This window comes from Candidatus Krumholzibacteriota bacterium, assembly GCA_034520215.1.
Classification (GTDB): Bacteria; Krumholzibacteriota; Krumholzibacteriia; order Krumholzibacteriales; family WJIX01; genus JAGHBT01.
The window spans coordinates 692979-713631 of sequence record JAXHNR010000002.1 but is presented as its reverse complement, the minus strand read 5'-3'; the positions used below and the strand labels follow the sequence as shown (position 1 = coordinate 713631).

The window sequence follows — 20653 nt, the reverse complement described above, 5'->3', positions numbered from 1 at the left end:
GGTGAGATACGAGGAAACCGGATAGCTACTCGTCTTTCTCACCGCCCTATAATCATATTTAAATCCTGAGGGTTCCGTTTTTCTCTCGTTCTCTTATCCATTTTTTTAAATATATCTAACCAGGTGTTATGCAGTACACCGGGAGTATTGGTTTTTCCCTCATAGATGTTACAAACCGGCCCGTTCGAGCCAATACAGCACGATAATAATGAGTGCTGCGGCGGGAATGACGATCACCCAATCATTGACTTTGAACAAGCGCGGGAAGGTCAGGTCGCCAAAATCGCCTTTCATCATAATGCTCTGACTAAGCCGCGGATAAAGTGCGGCAAAAAGGCCGGAACCGATTAAAATTCCCGCCAGTCCTCCGACCAGGGCGTCCAGCGCGCCGTTACCGATAGCGCCCGCAATGGTACCGGGACAATAGCCCAATACCGCAAAGCCTACCCCAAAAATCAATCCGCCTATAATGTTCTTGCCCGCAGAGCCTGATTTGGGATAAAGTTTCACCCAGCCCAGGGTCTTCATCGCATGGATACCAATCATTCCGATCAAAACAGCGGAAAGCATGATTTTTATGACGGTGAAATCGGTAAGCAGCAGCTGCCCGACAATCACGTCATATTTTGTCGCGCCGCCTTTCTGAAGCAAAAAGCCGAACGCAATACCGAACGCCAATCCCCAGAGCAGGGGCGATATGTCTTTCTTTGATACGGATGTCTGTTTACGCTTATCCATAAATTTACTTGTTTGCATGTTTACCTCCTGCTAACCGATTAAGGCGAAGATAATGTGAGCCGACAGAATGCCGCCAATGAAAAAACATATAGCCGAAATCCAGCTTGAAACGGCAAGCTGGAGGGTTCCGCTGATACCATGCCCGCTGGTGCATCCGCCCGCCCATCGTGCGCCAAAACCGATGCAACCGCCGCCAACCAGCGCCACGATGAAGCGCAGTACCGGGTTGCCGCCAAATGCGTCTGCCCAGAGCGAAGGAACCCACTGCCAGCTAAAATCACCGGACAGCAGCGCCGAAATCAGCGAGCCGATGATAATGCCCGCCACCAGCATCCATTGCCAGTCCACGTCAAGCCCTATCTTCTGGTAGTAAGGCTTCAGATCAACCTTTTTCCCCGAAAACAGTCTTTCAATCATGCCGCTGGTCCTGGCAAAGCTTGTTGAACATGCGAGCGGTTTTCTGGAGATGAGAAAGCTGAACCAGCTCAGGATGCCGATGCCAATCCCGACTGCATAAGGCGACCAGCGCACTTCTGTTAAGAATTCCATCAGATTGCCCTCCATTCTTTATTCTGTATCCCTGTGTTTTTTAGGTTCGCTAAAGTTCGTGAAAAATCTCGAGCCATGCGGATTGACACAAACCCGGCACTCCCGGATATACTCGGCAGCGCTATAGCCAGACAATCCTCCGGCTACATTATAAACATTGTTGAATCCATGCTGTTTGAGAATGCTGGCGCCGAGTGTGGAACGATTCCCCGAGCTGCAAATAAGGACGGTTGTTTTGTCCTTGTTCAGTTCATGGTGGCGGGTGCGCAACTCGGCCACCGGGATATTGATGGCGCCTTTGATATGGGTATCCGCATATTCAAGCGGTGCTCGTACGTCCAGCAGTACAAAACTGGTGGTACCGGTGATCATGTCGTGCAAGTCCTCGGCTGAAGCCAGCTCGATATGACTGGTCTTAAATCCCGCCACGGCCCAGGCGACCATGCCGCCATCCAGACAACCCACAATATTATCCACACCAACCCGGCGCGCCCAGGTATTAGCTTCCAGCGCCTTTTTAAAATCATCTGCTATCAATAAGATATCCTTGTCCGTCGGCAAAACCCAGCCGGCAAAAGTCGGAAAGTTGCCGTTGAGATCAAGATGCCAGACGCCAGGGATGTGCTGGCTGGCAAAGGCGTGATAACCGCGGGCATCCAGCAGCACAATATTGGCGGCGCTCATGCGTTCCTTGAATTGGCCTGGGTCCAATTCCTCCATAGTGGGGAGATCGGTAACCAGAGCCGGTCCTTGGCGGTTGATGTCGCTGCAGCGGCTAAAATGATCTGGGGCAGGGGGCATATCTTGCGTTAGCGATTCGATAAACACGGATTCATCTTTGATTTGAAGAGCAGGGTTAAAGTTGCGTTCATAGCCGATGGTGGTGCGCCATTTGGCGCCCATAGCACGACCGCACAAGGAACCCGCGCCGTGCGCCGGATAGACTTCGACATAATCAGGCAGCTTCAACAATTTGTCATGCAGGCTGTGGTAAAGTTTTTTCGCCAGTTCCTCCGCCATGTCGGGAAAAAGATCCGGCCTTCCTACATCCCCAACAAAAAGCGTATCGCCCACAAACACACCAACCGGGCTATCTGACCGGGATTTGTCGATCACGACATAGCTGAGATGTTCAGGGGTATGGCCGGGGGTTTCCAATACCTGGAGAAGCATATCCTCCAATTCTATGGAATCGCCTTCCGACAGGGCCACGTGGTCGAAGGTACACTGTGCCGATTTCGCAACGTAAATTTTTGCACCGGTTTTTTTCGCCAGATCCATATGCCCCGAAATGAAATCAGCATGAAGATGGGTTTGAAGAATATGGGTGATTTCCACGCCCATCTTACGGGCTTCGGTGATGTAGACATCGACATCCCGCTGAGGATCGATGACGGCGCAATAATTCTTTCCCGCGAGAAGGTAAGAGCTGTGAGCAATTTTACCGACAAAAAAATGTTTGAGCAGCATTAATTTCTCCTTTATTTTCTGAGTTTATAGATAGAAAAAGAAAAAGATGGGCACAACAACCGCAAGAAATAGCAAGGTCATTCCGCCGCCGGCTTTAAAATAGTCTGCATTACGATATCCGCCGGAGGACATCAGGAACGCATTGACCTGGTGGGTGGGCAAAATAAAGGAATTTGCCGCACATACCGCTGCCATCAAAGCCAGGGGACGGGGATCGAGTCCGCCAATTTGCGCCATGCTCATGACCAGCGGGGCCAACACCACAATCGCACCTACATTGGACATAAACAACGAAAACAGGGTGGATAAAACCGCAACGGCCAAAAGGATAAGCGCCGGATGGCTCCCCTGAACCAGCGACATCACTTTCCCTGCCAGAAAAGCAGCGGTTCCGGTCTTCTGCATGGCGACCCCTAGCGGAATAAGCCCGGCAAGAAGAAAAACAACCTTCCATTCGATGGCTTGATAGGCTTCCTGGATTGTGAGCGCCCGGGTCAGTACCATAGCGATAGCGCCGGTGAAAAATGCCAGCGAGATGGGAGCGCCGGTCATTGCTAATCCAATGGCGCACAGGAAACAGAGCGCAGCCAGCCAGAATTTTGAGGGCTTTTGTTTCTTTCCGACCGTGAACGGCGTCACCACCACAAAATCAGAGTTCGTTTTCAGATCGCTTACATTCTCCCACACACCATAGACAATAATTGTGTCGCCGGGAAGTATCTGACGGTCTGAAAAATCACCCCGTATTTCTTCTCCCTTGCTGAACATCATCACCGGCTCCACGGCATACCGTTTGCGAAGTGAAAATTGGCGAATGGTCTGACCCATCATTTCCGAACGGGGCGGGATAATGATTTCCGCAAAACCGGCGCGCGCTGGATCGTTGAGACTGGAAAATCGATCAGCCTGTTCTTGATGTATCAGGTTGTAGGCGGAGGCGAATTTTTTAACATTTTCTTCGTTGCCCAAAAGCGCCATCTCCTGCCCAGCCTCGAACTTTGCTTCTCGCCAGGGCGCATATTCCGCCTCTCTGCCTTGCGAGATACCGAGAATATTTAGATTAAATTTTTCCCATACACCCGATTGTTCGGTCGTTTTGCCTGCCAATGCGCTGTCTGGGGGAATGGTATAGTGCCAGATATGATGCGGCAGATGTAGTTCTTCAATGAGTTTATCCTGCTCCGAAATTGATTCGTCCGAAGATTTTGAATGAGGTAGAACGAATTTGCCAAATAAGAAAAAGAAGCCAATTACAGAAAGAAGCAACACAATACCCACCGGGGTTACGCTGAATAATCCATAAGGCGCCAAGTCAGCGCCGCGAAGCAGGTCATTGATCAGAATCAGCGGGCCTGAGCCTACCATGCTTAATGTGCCGCCTACTATGGTCGCAAATCCTATCGGCATGATCAAAGCCGATGCCGGGATTTTTTCCCGGCGTGAGGTAGTGAGAATACCCGGCAAAAAAAGCGCCGCCGCGCCGATGTTCTGCATAAGCCCCGAGAGCATCCCCGCCGATAAGGACATTACTCCAATCACGCTCGACTTTTTAGTCCCCACTTTTTCCAGGACTGCGCGTGAAAACCGATCCATGATGCCGGTTTTAGCAATGCCTTGCCCCAAAATCATGACGGCTATCATAGCGATCACGGCATTGCTTGAAAAACCGGAGAGCGTTTCTTGCGGCGTCAGCACGCCGGTCCATCCCAACGCCAGCATGCAGATAAGCGCAACGACATCTATGCGGACGGTCTCGAAAATGAGCGCAACCACAGTGCCAATGAGGATAGTCAGAACAGTGATGATGGCTGGATCCATACTAAAAGTTCCTATTATAATATATGCAGAGTTGTCACATAAAGCATACGTAAGGGATATCCTATCTGAAATGCAGTACCAACGATTTCCATTCCGATACCTCTTTCAATTAATGTATGCGATATTTATTGAATTTGCCTGCATAACAACCTTCTATTCAGCCGCGGGCTTCACTGGCGCAAGTCCTCCGTGACAGGGAAGCCTGCGACGGCTGCAATTGATGTAATGGACTCCTCAGTAAATCCGTATGACATTGATATAATTAAAACTGGTGTCATTTTATCGTTTCAAAAAGGAGAAGTCAATAAGGGATAGTATCACAATCGCCGTCGATATTGCAAAGTCTGTCTTTCATGTTGCCGGATCCTCTCCGGCAGATCCTGAATCCGCCGGCAGTGCTTATGGAATAAGGGGAATATAGAAAGCAGAAAGCAACATAGCCATTGGTGTATTCCCTTCCATCTTCGAACAGGCGTATCACCCTCTTCGCAGTCTTTACGGTGAATAGATGAAGATCAGGGCAGCAGCGAAGGCCACGTTTCCTCTAACTATCCCGGTACAGGTAATCCGGCCAGGCTCCTGAAAAATCCTAGAAGGCGTTTCCCATAACGATGTAATACCGGACCTTCTCCTCACCTTCCCTGGGATCGGGATTGAAGCCGGCATCAAAACGGACGATGCCGATCGGGGTGTTAATTCGGATTCCGGGGCCGGCGGAGTAACGAATACTGTCGAACCGGCAGTGTCGTATCCTCCTCCATACATTTCCGGCGTCGAGAAAAACCGCGACTCCGACCCAGCGCCATACCGCTTTCCTGATCTCTCCGTTCAATACCAGTTCGAACTGTCCGCCAACGGGATTACCCCCGGCATCCAGGGGGCCCACCTTCCTGTATTCGAAACCCCGGATTGAATTGGGCCCGCCGGTATAAAACAGCTCATTTATCGGAACTCCGCCGGAAGCCCCGTAAATATCAATCCATCCGGCTTCTAATGACGCCGCAAGGACATTACCCAATCCCACAGATCTGAAACAGCGGAGATTCAATACTGTGCGGTTGAATGCTTCGGTGCCGCCGAGAAAGGTTCCAGACAGTTCGTATGAAAAATCCAGGAACCAGCCCCTTGTGGAGTTGAAAAGATCGTCCCGGGTATCGTTGGTAAGACCCAGGGTTATACTGCGCAGCCTTGGTTTGGTATTCTCAGGCAACTCCAGGATCTCCACATTACGGAGACGCTGATCCTCGTGACGGTAACGCAGAGTTAAATAACCGCTACTACTAATGTTGCGGCCGAATGTGAGAAGGCCGCCGTGACGGCTGACGTCGAAGCCGGGTTGATCCTGATAGCTGTAAAAGAGATTCAGATCGGTGGTAAAACGGCTGCCCATGGTCCTCGGTTCAGAAAAAGAGCCTTCCACCCTCCGCTCGATGAAATTCGCCTTCATCCTCACACCTGCCTTCCGGGCGGTGCCGAAGAGATTGTCAAAAGAGATCTCAACCCTTCCCATAACCTTCTCTATCGAACCGTACCCTGCCGAAACGCTGAATCTGCTGGAGTCCTTTTCCCTTAATTCAACCACAAGGGCTCTCTGTCCTTCGGAATCCCCGGGGCGCTTTGCCGGGGTGATGCTGACACTATTAAACAGGCCGGTGAGATAAAGCTGTTTCTGGGATTTCATAAGCTTTCTGCGAGATATAATTTCTCCCTTTTTGAAGTTCAGCTCCCGGCGCACCACAAAATCTCTTGTCTTATCCAGTCCCCTGATCTCGATATCAGAAATGGACATCTGCTTTCCCTCGTCTATTATCAGATCTATTATCACCCGGTGTTCCCCTTCGTTAATTCTGGTTTCCGGTGTGACCGACGCATCCAGATATCCGTTATCCGCGTACAAGGTGGCTATCGCAATCATGCCGTCCTGAAGCTTTTTTCTCATGTAGGGAGTTCCGGTCTCAAGTTTTAACAGAGCCGTCAGGGTTGAATCCGGGAATGCACGGTTACCTAAAATGCTTATACCCTCCACCGAGGTAACCGGCCCTTCATCTATCGAGATGAATATTCTGACATGGTTTTCATCCCTATCTCTTGACACTGTGGTATCGGTTATCTCAGCGTTGAAATATCCGTTCTGCCTGTAGAACTCACCAAGTCCGGACAGGTCATCCTGAAAAACTGAATGGTGGAACTTTCTGGACCGGAACCAGCCGGATGGACGGGTAACCATAAGTTTAAGCAGCTCGTCATCTTTGAATACCCGGTTTCCCTCAATATTTACACTTTTCACAGTCCATTCAGGCTGTTTTTCCTCTGCCCGCCCCTCTGCAAAAACGTACGGCGCGGCAATAACCAGAATTGCTATCTTAATAATCACAATTCTTCTCATCGGAACCTCAATGAATAGGTCAGACTCGCTGAGGAATCGCCGCTTCTGCTGGTAGAGCCCTCGACCATCCAGCGCCTGCTCAATTCCCAGTTGAGATTTATCCGTTGTTCATTCAGATGCCCCACGGTAGTCTGGTATGTAACAGTTACTCCTTCGGACACCTTCTTTGCCATTATCAGTTCAGGCTTTAAGATCTTGCCGGTGACCGTTACTCTGTCGAGCCCGAGGGTCTTCTCCAGCTTACGGCCCGCGTAACCCGTTATCTGCCGGCTGGCCAGGACCTTTCCGCGGTCTTTCAGCACATTGCCCGTATCCCCGGTCAGTTGGGCCCTGGTAGCTCCCAGAGTAAGCAGCGATACAATGTCGGAGCGCTGCAGAGGCGGATCTGCGGTGAGTTTGATAATCGGATCCTGGGCCTTCCCGGTAATTTCCAGGGAAATCCTGTATTCGGCACTCTCTGTCTGCCGGTATGTGGTAACATTCGTGACGGCTCGAAAGATAATATCAGGATTGATCTCCGCGGGATCAGAGAAAAAAGCCACCCCTTCCCCGACCTCGAATTTCCGGTCCAGATAGAGTATATAACCTTCTTCCAGCACCAGGCGCCCACTGATGCCGGGATCGGCAAGAAATCCTGATATGCTTAAATCAGCCGCCGATCTGAGATGAGCCAGGTTATTATCGATCCATATCTCATCGGCTCCGGCGATCTTTATTTCCATCCTGGTTCTGGCCAGCAGCGGAGGCAATTCTGTTTCTACCTCCTTTGTCTTCCTGGTCCAGGGCATGATCGATGCCGGATGAAAATTGCGGGTGTAGCGTATTTTCCCCGGGTCGATATTACCGCCCAGCTTATAGTATGCCCCATCCCGTTCCCAGAACACATCAAGGGAATCGATGTTAACTTCCAGGTCATGGTTAATGACAAACCCCACGCGGCGGCCATGAAGTAACATCGATATATCTGAAATGCCGGTGGTGTCCAGATTGGCATACCCGCTGCCTGTGATCACACCCCCGCCCAGCCGGGCGGAAAGGGCTTCCATCCGGATAGTGCCCCCGTCGAACTCCGCCAGAAACCGGCCTTTTGTTACGGGACGATCCAGAGCCTGCGGCTGGATCTCAAGACCTCTCCCCCGAATATTTCCTGTAATATCATTCTTTTCCGGAGTACTGCTCAGATGAACCGATGCGAATAATTGACCTTTCGTCAGCTTAACACCCGGAACGAACGGTTCAAAGATACGGACATTCAGGCTGTCCATCTCTATATTCAGGTCCTGTTCCTCCCGGGAAAGGATACCCCTTGCCGTAAATACCTGAGCGGCTTCCATCCCTCCACGCAGATCTATCTTCAACCGGTTTTCCGGGATCAGAGTGGCGGAACCATTCAATGAAACCGGCGTGCCGTTAACATTCGCCTCTGCTGTATCCAGTATAAATACTGAATCGGCTAGGGTTCCGGAGATATTAATCCCGCTTACTGACTGCGCTTCCTCTCCAGCTCTTCCCCAGGCAGCTGATTCTACCCGCAATGAACCCTCCGGCTTCGGGTCGAATATGATTCCGTCCCAATCCAGATCGATCCAGGCCAGACCCTTTATAGACCATCCTTCCGGAAAAAGACTGCCAAACTGCTCAAGATTAAATTGTTCAACGTCAATACGGCCGCTGGTTGGGCTCCCGGGAGTCACGGTCCAGCCGCCGGAATCATCTTCAGCCAATTCCATATATAACTGGCCCCGTAATGATTGCGCGGCGCGTTTCAGGTATACTTTTTCCACTCTCAGTATTCCATTCTCAAACGAACTGTCAAGGCGAAGAGAATCCATTCGGACACCGCGGCAGCTCGGTCTTTCCACCTCCAGGCGAAGGCCCGCCCTCAAAGAATCGACTGGACCGCGGGCAGTCACTTCAAACTCCGCTACTCCTCCGGCCGTTATAGTATCACTGACAGCCGACGCCAGGGCGTCTATATCCATCCCTCTGCCGGATCCTTTGAGGTAGAATGATCCTGTTTGCGGGAAGCTGAAATCCAAGTCAAGACATCCGGCTGATTTACCTATATCGGTCGGTTCAGGCCAATCTGCCGAATCCGCAACTCTGCCCCTTCCGGAATCGTAGAGGCAGGCGGACAATCTTCCGGAAGCGGATATCCGGTCGAAGTACCCTGCCGCCCTCACCAGCAGCGAGTCTCTCCCGCAGGAAAGTGAATCCAGGAAAATCTCTGTTCCTTCCATCCGGCCCATGCAGTAAAGAGCATCCAGAAAGACTCCCCGGACCTGCAGACTTTCCGCCTTTATTTCGGCTTTCAAGTCCGGACTGCCGTATGTTCCCTCTATATCCATCTTCGCCGTCATCATCCCGCTCAGCTGCCCGGCATCTAATAATTCCGCCAGAAGTTCCAGCCGGTCGATACCGGCGTCCACTGAGCCTTCCAGGGTGGAATCGCCAAGGATGACGTTTCCAGTCACCCGGCAGTATTCCTGGCTGAAATCAAGGTTTAAACGTCTGTCCCTGAGACGCAGAGACAGCTCTGTATCCTCAAAAGGCCGTGACATATAGCGGGTCCCACGGGACTGGACCTCTGCCGTAACATCCCATTCCTGCCAGCGGGGTCCATTCAAGTCCAGACTGACATGTCCTTCCAATCCACTTCTTAAAGGAGAAGGGGGTTCACGGAATATGGCCCAGATATTCTCTGTTCTAACCGAACTGAATGCCAGATCCGCTCTCCCTTTCAATCCATCCGAGTAAGAGAGGAAACCGTCTGCAAGGATGACACCCTCTGCCGCGGCGGCCCTCAGGGTATCTACTGCCAGGGTATCGGGGCCTCCCCGGACTTTCAGAAGACAGTCTTTAAACACCAACCCGCGGTAATGAATTTCCGGCAACACTACCCTGGCATCGCCCCGGGGAAAGGACAGAGGGCCCTTCAGATTCGCGGCAGCCGATAGGCGGCCCCCGATCTTATCCACGGGCAACTCCAAACTTTCCATTATTTGGCTAATCACCGGCAGCGGCTCACCCTGCAGCCCGAGCTGCAGATCCGACAGGTATTCCCCGTCTGTCTCCACCGATCCGGTTACCGACAAGATAAACCCACCCACAGCAAGCCGGGTGGAATCGGAAACAATCAGGCCTTCGCTGATTTCACCGCTATAAAAGAAGGAAAAGGGGATTTCAGGCAGGGTCTGGTACTTCATCATTCCTGTACCGATTTTTATCCTCGCGCTCCTGCCTGTATGTCCCGAACCCGGGCTACCGGCCAGAAATAAGATTTGGCCAAGCCGGAAATTCACCGGGACCAACCTGTCGATGTAACTTATATCCGCGCCGGTTATCCTGACTGCCCCCGCCTCTATATTCCATCTTCCTCCCTGCACGGCTGTTTCCCTCAAACTATCCTCTGGTGGCGCAAGCAGGGAATTCAGAAGAGGAAGGTTATATCCTCCGGTAGAATCCCTGACGATATTCAACCGGGGCGACCTTATTTTTATTGAATCGATTATTACTTTCCGGTTCAGCAGCGGCTTCAGCCGGTAGTTAAGTTCTACCGCCCCTATTTTAACTCCTCCGCCTATCGAATCCGGTGCCGGGATATTTATATCCCTGATGATTAACCTGGAAATAATATCTGTTTCCAGATCCCCAATCAGCGTTTCCTGGTGGGTAATAGCTGAAACCCGGCCCTGTATCACCCTTCTCAGGATATCCTCTCCGGGAGGAAGAGTGGCGAATATCAGCAGAACCGCTATCAGCAGGATCAGACCGCCACCCGCGATAAATAAATATTTCACAGCTGATCGCAACTTCACAATCCATGTATTAACAGGCATTTTCATCATCCGGGATAAGATAGTCAGTAAATGGTGTCATCTTTTTACCCATAAATCAGTCATCCGATTCATATCTGTCACTGAACTTTTTCGAGGCAGGTACTCCGCCAATCCCCCAGTTCGTCATAGGCACTTCATGCACCAGCACATCAACGGCCTCTTCGGGAACTTCAAGATCCGCGAATACTCTGATTATACCCTTAATCACCTTTTCTGCCTTTTCTTTTCCGAAACCTTTCCAAACATGCGCGTGAATTACCGGCATTTAATAATCTCCCTGTTTTTAAGCGATATTATCATTTACGGCCGCATTGAAACAAGCAGTCATTCACCATGGCCATCAGTTTCCCGATCCGCCGCGGCAGACTCTGAACCCGCCGTCGGTGTTCAGGGAAATCTTATGGTTGGTGCCCCTCTTCAGGGTCAATATCACCTCAAAGCTGCTGCTTGTGGCAAACGAACCCCCCAGTGGCGAGCTGAAAAGGTTCTGTTAATGCCGGATACTGCAATCGGCAATTCCTATTTGAAGGTTATGCAATCCCCCTGCGATAAAGGTAAAATCATGTATTGACGAAAAATCTTTAAATCACTGCGGTTATTCTGCTAATATATAATATCACGGCTCTGGCACGATTATTTAATGCTGCTGGTGAATATGATGAAACGTTTTCTTATTCTGACATTGCTCTTTATGCTGCCCCGGGGCGTTTCCGGAATGGCAAATGTCGCCTCCGAGCAGCCGGAGAAGTTCAACCGGCTCTACAGGCTGGTCAGGAAGAACTATTCGGGAGCTGAGCTCAGAAAGCTCTTCAGCTCTCCTGATGTGGCGCGGATGGAGGAAAAAACGGACAGGAATCTCAGGTTTCTATTGAATCCGCTTTCTATCAGGAAACAGAAGACTCAGCACGAAAATGCATTTCTGAAAGATATTGACAGGGAATTTATCGACAAGGGGGCCCGGTTCTTCGAAGAGCACAGAGGGATATTCAAAGAGGTTTACCATAGATTCAAGGTCCAGCCCGCTGACATAATCGCGATCCTCAACTCGGAGAGCAGCCTGGGGAGCATAACAGGAAGCCAGAAAATCATTCAGATCTTCATTGGCCAGTACTTTTTGTGGGAAGAATATATCGAGGGATTTGAAAAAGAGGGCGCATTCGGGGAAAAAGGCGCGATGACCCGGGCAGAAGCCATGAAAAGAGGCCGCAGGCTTGAAAAGAGCGCTCTTTACAACCTTGCCGCCCTTCTCAATCACGGAGCGGAGATGAACTTTGATCCTGCTGAAGTAAGGGGATCCAGGGCGGGTGCAATCGGATACTGCCAGTTCATGCCCGCTTCTATGCGGTTCGCCCTGGACGGAGACGGTGACAGCCGGATAGATCTCTTCAGCATGCCGGATGCTATTTTTTCAGTAGCAAATTTTCTGGCAGAACATAAATACAGGGAACGGGGAAGAGAATATTCTTTCAAACGGTACAATCCGGACAGCACATACGTTAGAGGTATAAAAAAACACTCCGAGATGCTGAAAGAGGCCGGAGTTAAGATATAAAGAACTTAAGAAAAACAATATTATAATTACCCCGCCCTCTCAAACTCCCGCGCATTCCCGCCCCTGATTATGTTGGTGTGAAGGTTACATCAGGGGGATAGCCATCGTAATAATATCCCACTTCAGTAAAGAACCTGTACAAAAAAGTAGTACGCCGCTATAATGAAAGGGCTACAGAAAATTGATGGCGGTATAAACGCAGAGGAGGCGCCATGAAGAAAGTTTTTATAGTACTAGCGGTAATTGTAATTGTAATTGCGGCCGGGATCTGGTTTCTGTACTCGAACCTGAATTCCCTGGTCGCCGGAATGATCGAGAAATACGGAAGCGAGGCGACTCAAACCTCCGTAACCGTATCAGAAGTTGATATCTCCATATCCGACAGCAAGGGCTCGATTAAGGGGCTCACGGTGGCTAACCCTGATGGGTTTGATGCTGCCAGCGCCTTTGAAATGGATGATATCACCCTGGACATAAACGTGGAGAGCCTTCGGAGCAGCCCCATAATTATCGAGGAAATAAGGGTGATGGCTCCGGTGGTCTACGCGGAGTTTACCGGGAGCGGAAGTTCCAACCTGAACCAGCTCCGGAAGAATGTGGAAGAGTACACCGCGGACAAAACCGGCGAAGCGGAAACGGAAAAGAAACAGAAGCGTCTGATCATAAGGAAGTTCATCTTCGAGGAAGGCAAAATAGAGATGGACGCGACGGCGCTGGGGGCCGGGGAAAGGACCGTTACCCTCCCCGAAATCAGGATGACTGATATCGGAGGCGAAAAAGGTGCGACCCCCGGAGAGATCGCGTCAATTATACTGAAATCTGTGGCCGGAAAGGCAGCCTCGAGGGTGGCAGGCTCCGAACTGAAATCAATCATCGAGAACAAGCTGGGCGATGAGGGAGCCGAAAAAGCGAAGGAATTAATCAAAAATATGATTGATTAGAAAAGAGGGCAACATGGCGCTATCGAAATTCCGGCTTCTGGCAGCTGTGACTGTTTTTTCCCTGACTCTGTCCGGTTGCTCCGTCCTGGACGGGGAGCTTGGAAAGGTTCTGGAAATAGGAGGCGGCCCGAACGGGGCGCTCGACGAGCGAACCGTGGCAGCGGGGATAAAGGAAGCCCTCCGGGTGGGATCGGACAGAACCGTTGAATCCACTTCACGGAGGGGCGGGTTCCTGGAGAACAGGCTGATACACATAGCCATCCCGGAGCAGCTGCTCAAACCTGCCGGTATTATGAGGGATTTCGGGATGGGAAACCTGGTGGACGAGCTGGAATCCGGCATGAACAGGGCGGCCGAGCTGGCCGCCGCCGAGGCGAAACAGGTCCTGTGGAACGCCATAACGGAGATGACCGTTCAGGATGCCTTCGGGATTCTGAGGGGCGGGGATAACGCCGCCACCGAATACTTCCGCCGGAAAACAGGGCCGGTCCTTAGAAAGAGGTTTCATCCCATAGTCGAGAGCAAGATCGAGAGTATCGGGCTATCCCGGGTTTACAACAGGTTCGCGGACGCTTACAACATCATAGATATCGAAGGAAAACCCGAGTTGGTGGAGCTGGACGAGTACGTTACCAGCCGGGCTCTGGACGGGCTGTTCACCGTTCTGGGAAGAGAAGAACTTAAAATCAGGGAAGACCCCGTCGCCCGCACCACCGAGCTTCTAAGGCGCGTTTTCGGACAGGACGAAGCTCAATCCCCCGGATAACAGGCTCGCTCCAGGTTCTCTTTGATCTCTTTCAGGGTAAACCGGTCCGGCTTGAACCTCATCGATAGTGATATCCTTAAAAATCAGCAAGCTGCCGCCGGCCGCTCCGGCTGCATATTTTTTTCGTATGAAATCTGATTTTTCTTTGATTCGAATACGGCACGGAGCACCCTTTCTGCCCGCGCTTCCCGGCTTATACAATGTCACCCCCGACTGATATGACATTTACCTGTACCGTATGTCTAACCCCGGCTTTATCCAGAGCTTTTTCCACTATCACTTCAATTCCGCCGCAGCAGGGCACTTCCATCCTTGTTATGATTATGCTGTTAATATTCCTGCTGCTGAATATTTCAGCCAGTTTATCGATGTATTCATCTATACCGGAGTCCAGTTTCGGGCAGAGAGTGATCACCACTCTGTCTTTGACGAACCGGCGATGAAAATCGGCAAAGGCGAACGGTACGCAGTCGGCGGAGATAAGAAGATCGGCATTCTCCAGGTACGGCGCGTTCGGGTTTACCAGGTGTAACTGCACCGGCCACTGCCTCAGCTGGCTTTCTATCCTGCCGGCAGTATCCCCGGTGCTGTCCTTCTCCCTGCCGGGTTCTATGGTTTTCGATTCTGAACCGGGGCATCCGCACCGGCAGCCAGAAAGTTCCATCTCCGGTACAGGGATCTCTTTTTCATACAGTATCGCCAGCGCTTCACGGAGATACTCCATCTGGCCGTGATCGCGGAGATGCTCCAGGTGGGCTTTTATAGTATTATCCCCCTTATCGATTATATTTTCCATCACCCGCGCTTCGTCGTAGGGTTCCGATTCACGCTCCTCTATACTTATCGCTCCCTGCGGACAGTCACCCATACAGGCACCCAGCCCGTCGCAGAAGAGGTCGCTCACCAGCCTGGCCTTTCCGTCTATTATCTGAAGGGCCCCTTCGGGGCAGGCAGGGATGCATTCACCGCAGCCGTTACAGAGTTTCTCGTCAATTTTTATTATTTTTCTCTTCATTTTTTTAAGTTCTCCCTGTGAATCATTTACCGGGTTGATCTTTAATCTTTGATAAAATCAGAAAGCTTTATACTTTTGTACATTTCATAGATATCTCTGGAAATTCTCGTTACTTCATCTCTGAAGATACAGCTTTCGAATCTGCACACCTTCCTGTCAAAAGGGCACCCGCCTAATTCAATCTTTCCGTCTATAACTTCCAGAATAGCCAGAAAACTGATCTCTTCCGGAGGTCTGTTGAGTTCAAATCCCCCGGCCGGACCCCGGATGGATCTGACCAGCCCGGAGGCTGCCAGCTTCTGGAATACCTTGGCCATATGAGCTCTGGAAGCGCCGAGCTTTTCTGAAAGATCTTTTACCTTAAGCCTTTCAGACTGATCTGCGGCTATCAGGGCCATTGCATGAAGGGCCAGAGATGCGCCCTCTGATACTCTGATCAGACTCATATTACTCTCCTTGTCTATTAACGTATTTAGGATAATGAATACCTAAATAGATTTCAAGAATTTTCTTATAGATTAATCAATTAATTCTATCAAAATCCTGAATTCCCCGTGCTTTTCACCAGGCCCGGGATAGATCCTTATCTGTCCGGGTATGGAACAGGGCGGAACGATAATCCGTGATCATAATGGGGCATTCTGGCATCTCATTTGCTAATATACCAGTGTTGGAGCAGAATCTCTATTTTAAAGATCATAATGTATTCACGAATGGAGCAGAAATGTCACAGTTTATGGAAGTTCTTGAGTGGTTCGATGAAACAGGCGAAGAGATAGTTCATCGGCTGCCCCCGGAAGGTTCAGCCGAGATCAAGATGGGGGCCCAGCTTATAGTAAGGGATAACCAGAGTGCGGTTTTCTTCAAGGACGGGAAGGGGCTGGATATCTTCGGTGCCGGAAGGCACACCCTTACAACAAAGAACCTGCCGATACTGACCAAGGTGCTGGCGCTTCCCTGGGGATTCAAGAGTCCGTTCAGGGCTGAGGTTTACTTCGTCAATATGAAAACATTCCTTAACCAGAAGTGGGGTACCAGGGATCCGGTGGCCTTCAAGGACAGCCAGCTCGGACTGGTCAGGCTCAGGGCTTTCGGGCTGTACACTTTCCGGATTAAGGAGCCGGTCCTGTTTATTAACCATGTAGTGGGCACACAGGGCGAATTCACCAGCGAAATGATAGATAATTACCTCCGGGATGTTATTGTCTCGAGGATGAACGATATGTTCGGGGAACGGCTGGATACCATATTCGATCTGCCCCGTAATTACGATGAACTGGCCGAGGAGATAACCGGAAGACTGGAAAGCGATTTTTCGAAGTATGGAATGGAACTGGCTGATTTCTTTATCAACTCCATTACCCCTCCGCCGGAAGTTCAGAGGATGATAGATGAACGGTCTGGCCTCCAGGCTGTGGGTAATCTGGACAATTTCTTCAAGTTCAAGGCGGCAAAGGCTATGGGAGATGCCGCATCCGGCGGTGGAGCGGAAGCCGGAGGAGCAGCCGGAGGAGCCGCGGGGGGAATGGGAGTGGGTGTAGGAGCCGGACTGGGTATGATGCTGCCCGGAATGCTTGCGCGTACCATGAATGAACCATCCGCGGGATCGGGAAAAAAACTCAATTGCCCCAGGTGCCATAACGAAGTCTCTCCAGATTCCCGTTTCTGTAATAACTGCGGCGCTCAGCTGGTTACGCTCAACCGGTGTCCGGAGTGTAAGACAGAGCTGCCGGCGGAGGCTAAATTCTGCTCCAACTGTGGAAAGGAACTGTCGGAAACCCTGATCTGCCAGCACTGCGGAGCAAAGCTGCCGCCGGGAACAAAATTCTGTACCAGCTGCGGCGAGAAACTGAAAGACTGACCATGCAGGTTAAGTGTGAACTCTGCGGAGGAAAAAATGAACTGCTTCCGGGTCAGAAGATGCTCAAGTGTATCTATTGCGGCTCAGCGCTGGCGGTGGAGGATAAAGAATATGAGCACCTTATACTGCCGCACCGCCGGGACGACGGGACAGCTGAGGATATGCTTCGCTCTTTTCTTCTGAAACGGGGCTGCCCCGCTCCGGATGATATCGAAACTGAATTCAGTTACGTCCCCTTTTCGGTGATTGAGGATGAGTCGGGAGGAACCAGCTGTATTCCCACCGACGGGGCTTCTCGCAGGGTTGGCCCGCTGGCTGATATTCCGGCCGGGGACTACTGCTTTTTCGACGAGAAGCTTACTTCGGGCGAGAACCTGGTTCAGGCAACCAACAGGGATGACCGGGCTTCCAGGATGATTCATTTACCCCTGTACCTGATATCATTCAGGATGGGGAAACAGAGATTAGACGCTGTGATTACAGGAGAGAACTGGCATGTGCAGATGGAAAAGGTTCCGGCCAGGAGAAATCAATCCATGGATATTGCTTCACTACTGCCGGCAGCAGGACTGTTTTTAATATATCTGCTGGCGGGGAAGCTGGCCGGTTCCTGGATGGCCAGGCTGGGTCTGATGGCTGCAGCCGCCTCTGTTGGTTATTCCGTGTACAGAATCAGAGATAAGGTGGCTTTTCTATGAGAAGCGGCAGAATCACAACCGATCCCGCCGCCGTGGCCAATCTAGCGGCGGATACCCCTGCCGAACCGGAGATAGAGCTGAACGTCCGGCACACCGGGGATGGCTCAAGGGAGAATATTGGGATCAACTGCCCCTCATGCGGAGGCTCGCTCAGTATACCAGAGGGGATCAGGAGCATTCTGTGTGAGTACTGCGGATCTGATCTGTATATACTGAATCCGCGCGGTGTCCGGAGCTTCTATATCGAACCGGGAATTACCGCCGGGAAGGCAAGGCTCAGGGCACTGAATCTTCTGAATCAGCGAACCGGCGGGCGAATCGGAGCAAGGCACACATCAGTGGTTGATTTGAAGCTCATCCACGTTCCCTTCTGGAGGATGAAGGGAAGATTTATCGGATGGATCTGCGGAGAGGAGTTCAAAACAAGAACAGTTGAAAAGTACACGGACACCCCCGGCGGAAAGATGAGCCGAAAGGTCATCCAACAGGAAAGAAAGCCCTTCTCAAAATTCATTTCAAGGAATATTAACTGGAGTGCACCGGCATGTGTTATGCGCCATCTTGGGCTCCAGGGAATATCCTTCCGGTCCAGATTCGGTGACTGGAAGGTGTTCGATCACAGCCTGAAGAGATCGATGAATATTGCTCTGGTCACCGTTCCGCGCAGAAAAGCGGAAGCGAACGGATTCAGGTATACCGCGAGTCTGTCCAGGCCGGCGGGGTCCAGGATAGACGCCAGCCGGTTCCACCTCTTTGATAAGAGACTCTCCGTATACTACTACCCTGTCTACCTGCTGTTTTATAAGTACAGGGGGATTATCTGCGAAGTGACCATTGACGGGAACGATGGCCATATCATCAGGTCGGACGTTCAGGAAACAAGGAGGATAAATCCGGCGTACTACTTTTTCATACCTGCTGCCGCGGCTTTCCTCGCCGGAACCTGTTTTCCCCTTATCTTTGCTGTCATCTGTCTGCTGTACATATCCGATATGATTAGAAACAGCAGAATGATAGATCCGCTGAAATGGATGAAGTATAAACTCCACAAATGGTTCGGAAGGGGATAGGAATGCTTGAAATAAAAAGACTGGCCTGTCCGCACTGCGGAAGGGAACTTTCCGGCTCAGATGATTATATAACCAGGTTGTGCCAGTCCTGCCTGCGGCACTGGATGATAACGGAAGATGGCCTCAGGGAGTTGGCTGTATACAGGGCGGTGGAAGAGGGCGATGCTGATCTTATGCTGCCTTTCTGGATAGTTTACATAGACAATAAAAAGCTGGCTGAGGATCTGCGTGCAGCCGCGGGAGAATATATGCAGATAAAGAAGGCTCTTTACGGAGTCAGGCTCGAGGACAAAGGAGAAGCAACTCTGCTTTCGTCATTCTCCGAACCGCCCGACGGGATGGAGAAAATTGAAAAGCCGGCCGGAATACGGATGGACCGGAGGATGGCCGGAATAAGAGAAATTGAGCATTTTATAGATAAGATGGCGGGCAGCCGCCCTTACAGGGTTTATATACCGGCGTTTATTTCAACGAACCCATTTGCTTACCTGAAAGCGGGGAGACTGCTTACCTCCAAGCAGCCCTCCTTCCGGATGGAAAGCTCGGCAGGACTGAGAAATCCCGTGCTGTGTTCGGTGGAAAGCTCGGAGGCAATGGCCCTCGCGGATTTTGTGTTTCTGGCCTCACTTCCGAAATCTATACTCAGGTGCGGAAGAATGCTGGAGAATATATCGCTGCATCCCTCTTCGCCTGCCGTTCTGGTTAATTTTCCCTTTATCAGGCGGAGAGATTCTCTGATTTCACTGATAGGCGGTTTTTCTATCTCATCCGGGCTGCTGCAGCCGGCTGAAGCGGGCTAGATCATTGTAAATTGTGTCACCTCTCGGGGAGAGTTGGATGAGTTATAATCTGATTCTGCCTCCCCCCCACCACAGCAAATTCTGCTTTAACGGCCCGGAACACGGCGAAGAACAGCATAAATGGAGCTGCAAACCTTCCGGTCCGCACTTCCCTCGTTGACAGAAAAAATCGAATTTCTTGTAATCAGCCGGAATGGTCTCATGCCCCTTCCCCGAACATAAGTATAATAAATTCGGCATCTTCATCCCGGTTGTTCCAGAACTCGTGAGCTACTCCGGCGGGGATCATAACGCTGGTCCCTTCCTTTATTTTCATGTATCTGTCTCCGATCCTTGCTTCCGCCTCGCCGGATGTAAAGACCAGCAGGGTGGGGAAGGGATTTGTCTGATCCTCCGGGCGCTGATTGATATGCTGGCCCTTCTCGATCTGGTACCATGCGGAGCGGAACCCCTTCTGATAGTAAAAAGCCGTTACATTGGCCCCGTGTACTACCCGGGTGTTTTTTTTATCTCCGAACTTAATCATCTCAGGGAATCCTCTGGTCCAGAAGTGGAAGGTGAAAGGGGTGAAAAAATCCATAAAGTCGCCGGGGGGAGAGTATCCAGGCATCATCTCGAAATCCATTGGCGCGGGATCGGATGCGGACGCCCTCCCCATCGCCGTAATTACACCCAATTCTTCCCGGTCCATTTTCCGCAGGGTTTCCATATCGGTCAGGTATAGGAAGGACGGCTCCGGCGGCTCCCCCTTCTTCAGGAATGCTTCCCCTTCGCCTCCCAGCTGTACCGTCCAGATGCCAAGCCCTTTTATTTTAACCCCGAAACTCAGTTCCAGCCCCTCCGAAGCCACATCCCTGCGGAAATCCTTCACATATCTGTTCAATATATCATCCGGGCCCGAACCCAAGGCAGCGGTCGCGGGCAGGATGAAAAGCAAGGTTATTAATACGGCAATCTGTTTAAGCATTCTGTTTCCTCCTGCTGAGAATTCAATAAAGGAGATTTCAACCCCCGGCCGGGGGAGCATTTATTAAAGATAATTCTTTATACATTTGCGATGTTGTCAGTTTCGACACAAGCGAAACATATTCTTCCGGAGTGGGATAAACCGGCAAAAAGGCTGTAGAGACGACAGGATGAAATCCTTAAC

19 protein-coding genes are annotated in these 20653 nt (G+C 51.0%); 7 read left to right on the top strand and 12 right to left on the bottom strand.

The genetic code is table 11. From position 1 onward, the window contains the following. Positions 1-168: 168 nt before the first annotated feature. The 8 genes from U5O15_09770 to U5O15_09735 form a co-directional block, all read right to left on the bottom strand. A complete protein-coding gene (locus U5O15_09770; GenBank protein MDZ7860931.1) occupies positions 169-756 on the bottom strand; it encodes a YeeE/YedE thiosulfate transporter family protein in 588 nt (195 codons plus the stop codon). Between the two features lie 12 nt (positions 757-768). Next, positions 769-1302 carry a YeeE/YedE thiosulfate transporter family protein gene (locus U5O15_09765; protein MDZ7860930.1) on the bottom strand — a complete coding sequence of 178 codons (534 nt, stop codon included), beginning with the start codon at positions 1300-1302 and terminating at the stop codon, positions 769-771. 3 nt (positions 1303-1305) lie between these two features. Further along, positions 1306-2757, bottom strand: a complete 1452-nt coding sequence (locus U5O15_09760; GenBank protein ID MDZ7860929.1) for a rhodanese-like domain-containing protein — start codon at positions 2755-2757, stop codon at positions 1306-1308. Between the two features lie 24 nt (positions 2758-2781). Next, positions 2782-4575 carry an SLC13 family permease gene (locus U5O15_09755; protein MDZ7860928.1) on the bottom strand — a complete coding sequence of 598 codons (1794 nt, stop codon included), beginning with the start codon at positions 4573-4575 and terminating at the stop codon, positions 2782-2784. A gap of 301 nt (positions 4576-4876) precedes the next feature. Beyond that, a complete protein-coding gene (locus U5O15_09750) occupies positions 4877-5056 on the bottom strand; it encodes a hypothetical protein (protein MDZ7860927.1) in 180 nt (59 codons plus the stop codon). A gap of 108 nt (positions 5057-5164) precedes the next feature. Next, positions 5165-6961 (bottom strand): outer membrane protein assembly factor BamA, encoded by a 1797-nt coding sequence (gene bamA, locus U5O15_09745; protein MDZ7860926.1) that lies wholly within the window; start codon positions 6959-6961, stop codon positions 5165-5167. Further along, complete coding sequence (locus U5O15_09740) at positions 6958-10779, bottom strand: translocation/assembly module TamB domain-containing protein (protein ID MDZ7860925.1); 3822 nt, start codon at positions 10777-10779, stop codon at positions 6958-6960. The genes bamA and U5O15_09740 overlap by 4 nt, the downstream gene beginning before the upstream one ends. A gap of 76 nt (positions 10780-10855) precedes the next feature. Beyond that, entirely contained in the window at positions 10856-11065 is a 210-nt protein-coding gene (locus U5O15_09735; GenBank protein ID MDZ7860924.1) for a tautomerase family protein, read from the bottom strand. A gap of 393 nt (positions 11066-11458) precedes the next feature. Between U5O15_09735 and U5O15_09730 the strand changes: the two genes are divergently transcribed. The 3 genes from U5O15_09730 to U5O15_09720 all read left to right on the top strand — a co-directional run bounded on the left by U5O15_09730 (position 11459) and on the right by U5O15_09720 (position 14059). After that, positions 11459-12352: a lytic murein transglycosylase gene (locus U5O15_09730; GenBank protein ID MDZ7860923.1), complete on the top strand. Its 894-nt coding sequence runs from the start codon at positions 11459-11461 to the stop codon at positions 12350-12352. Between the two features lie 212 nt (positions 12353-12564). Further along, complete coding sequence (locus U5O15_09725; protein ID MDZ7860922.1) at positions 12565-13293, top strand: hypothetical protein; 729 nt, start codon at positions 12565-12567, stop codon at positions 13291-13293. A 13-nt stretch (positions 13294-13306) separates the two neighbouring features. Next, the gene (locus U5O15_09720; GenBank protein MDZ7860921.1) at positions 13307-14059 is read left to right on the top strand and encodes a DUF4197 domain-containing protein; all 753 of its coding nucleotides are present in this window, start codon (positions 13307-13309) and stop codon (positions 14057-14059) included. On the opposite strand, the gene U5O15_09715 is transcribed toward U5O15_09720, so the two are convergent. From U5O15_09715 to U5O15_09705, 3 genes are read right to left on the bottom strand one after another with little or no spacing between them, the layout of a single operon-like run. Next, the gene (locus tag U5O15_09715) at positions 14015-14260 is read right to left on the bottom strand and encodes a hypothetical protein (GenBank protein ID MDZ7860920.1); all 246 of its coding nucleotides are present in this window, start codon (positions 14258-14260) and stop codon (positions 14015-14017) included. The genes U5O15_09720 and U5O15_09715 overlap by 45 nt on opposite strands. Continuing rightward, entirely contained in the window at positions 14253-15074 is an 822-nt protein-coding gene (locus U5O15_09710) for a 4Fe-4S binding protein (protein ID MDZ7860919.1), read from the bottom strand. The genes U5O15_09715 and U5O15_09710 overlap by 8 nt, the downstream gene beginning before the upstream one ends. A 41-nt stretch (positions 15075-15115) precedes the next feature. Beyond that, positions 15116-15520 carry an Rrf2 family transcriptional regulator gene (locus tag U5O15_09705; GenBank protein MDZ7860918.1) on the bottom strand — a complete coding sequence of 135 codons (405 nt, stop codon included), beginning with the start codon at positions 15518-15520 and terminating at the stop codon, positions 15116-15118. A 185-nt stretch (positions 15521-15705) separates the two neighbouring features. On the opposite strand from U5O15_09705, the gene U5O15_09700 reads away from it, so the two are divergent. From U5O15_09700 to U5O15_09685, 4 genes are read left to right on the top strand one after another with little or no spacing between them, the layout of a single operon-like run. Then, positions 15706-16935 (top strand): SPFH domain-containing protein, encoded by a 1230-nt coding sequence (locus tag U5O15_09700; GenBank protein ID MDZ7860917.1) that lies wholly within the window; start codon positions 15706-15708, stop codon positions 16933-16935. A 2-nt stretch (positions 16936-16937) separates the two neighbouring features. Next, positions 16938-17633, top strand: a complete 696-nt coding sequence (locus tag U5O15_09695; protein MDZ7860916.1) for a hypothetical protein — start codon at positions 16938-16940, stop codon at positions 17631-17633. Continuing rightward, positions 17630-18703 carry a hypothetical protein gene (locus U5O15_09690; GenBank protein MDZ7860915.1) on the top strand — a complete coding sequence of 358 codons (1074 nt, stop codon included), beginning with the start codon at positions 17630-17632 and terminating at the stop codon, positions 18701-18703. The genes U5O15_09695 and U5O15_09690 overlap by 4 nt, the downstream gene beginning before the upstream one ends. Beyond that, positions 18685-19503, top strand: a complete 819-nt coding sequence (locus U5O15_09685) for a hypothetical protein (protein MDZ7860914.1) — start codon at positions 18685-18687, stop codon at positions 19501-19503. Before U5O15_09690 ends, U5O15_09685 begins: the two co-directional genes overlap by 19 nt. A gap of 199 nt (positions 19504-19702) precedes the next feature. Here U5O15_09685 and U5O15_09680 read toward each other — a convergent pair whose 3' ends face one another. Continuing rightward, positions 19703-20470 carry a cupin domain-containing protein gene (locus U5O15_09680; GenBank protein MDZ7860913.1) on the bottom strand — a complete coding sequence of 256 codons (768 nt, stop codon included), beginning with the start codon at positions 20468-20470 and terminating at the stop codon, positions 19703-19705. Positions 20471-20653 lie beyond the last annotated feature (183 nt).

What these genes read in the sequence shown, in the direction of transcription:
- U5O15_09770 (MDZ7860931.1), bottom strand. Translation starts at nt 756, where the DNA reads ATGCAAACAAGTAAATTTATGGATAAGCGTAAACAGACATCCGTATCA.
- U5O15_09765 (MDZ7860930.1), bottom strand. Translation starts at nt 1,302, where the DNA reads ATGGAGGGCAATCTGATGGAATTCTTAACAGAAGTGCGCTGGTCGCCT.
- U5O15_09760 (MDZ7860929.1), bottom strand. Translation starts at nt 2,757, where the DNA reads ATGCTGCTCAAACATTTTTTTGTCGGTAAAATTGCTCACAGCTCTTAC.
- U5O15_09755 (MDZ7860928.1), bottom strand. Translation starts at nt 4,575, where the DNA reads ATGGATCCAGCCATCATCACTGTTCTGACTATCCTCATTGGCACTGTG.
- bamA (MDZ7860926.1), bottom strand. Translation starts at nt 6,961, where the DNA reads ATGAGAAGAATTGTGATTATTAAGATAGCAATTCTGGTTATTGCCGCG.
- U5O15_09735 (MDZ7860924.1), bottom strand. Translation starts at nt 11,065, where the DNA reads ATGCCGGTAATTCACGCGCATGTTTGGAAAGGTTTCGGAAAAGAAAAG.
- U5O15_09730 (MDZ7860923.1), top strand. Translation starts at nt 11,459, where the DNA reads ATGAAACGTTTTCTTATTCTGACATTGCTCTTTATGCTGCCCCGGGGC.
- U5O15_09725 (MDZ7860922.1), top strand. Translation starts at nt 12,565, where the DNA reads ATGAAGAAAGTTTTTATAGTACTAGCGGTAATTGTAATTGTAATTGCG.
- U5O15_09720 (MDZ7860921.1), top strand. Translation starts at nt 13,307, where the DNA reads ATGGCGCTATCGAAATTCCGGCTTCTGGCAGCTGTGACTGTTTTTTCC.
- U5O15_09710 (MDZ7860919.1), bottom strand. Translation starts at nt 15,074, where the DNA reads ATGAAGAGAAAAATAATAAAAATTGACGAGAAACTCTGTAACGGCTGC.
- U5O15_09705 (MDZ7860918.1), bottom strand. Translation starts at nt 15,520, where the DNA reads ATGAGTCTGATCAGAGTATCAGAGGGCGCATCTCTGGCCCTTCATGCA.
- U5O15_09700 (MDZ7860917.1), top strand. Translation starts at nt 15,706, where the DNA reads ATGGGGCATTCTGGCATCTCATTTGCTAATATACCAGTGTTGGAGCAG.
- U5O15_09695 (MDZ7860916.1), top strand. Translation starts at nt 16,938, where the DNA reads ATGCAGGTTAAGTGTGAACTCTGCGGAGGAAAAAATGAACTGCTTCCG.
- U5O15_09690 (MDZ7860915.1), top strand. Translation starts at nt 17,630, where the DNA reads ATGAGAAGCGGCAGAATCACAACCGATCCCGCCGCCGTGGCCAATCTA.
- U5O15_09685 (MDZ7860914.1), top strand. Translation starts at nt 18,685, where the DNA reads ATGGTTCGGAAGGGGATAGGAATGCTTGAAATAAAAAGACTGGCCTGT.
- U5O15_09680 (MDZ7860913.1), bottom strand. Translation starts at nt 20,470, where the DNA reads ATGCTTAAACAGATTGCCGTATTAATAACCTTGCTTTTCATCCTGCCC.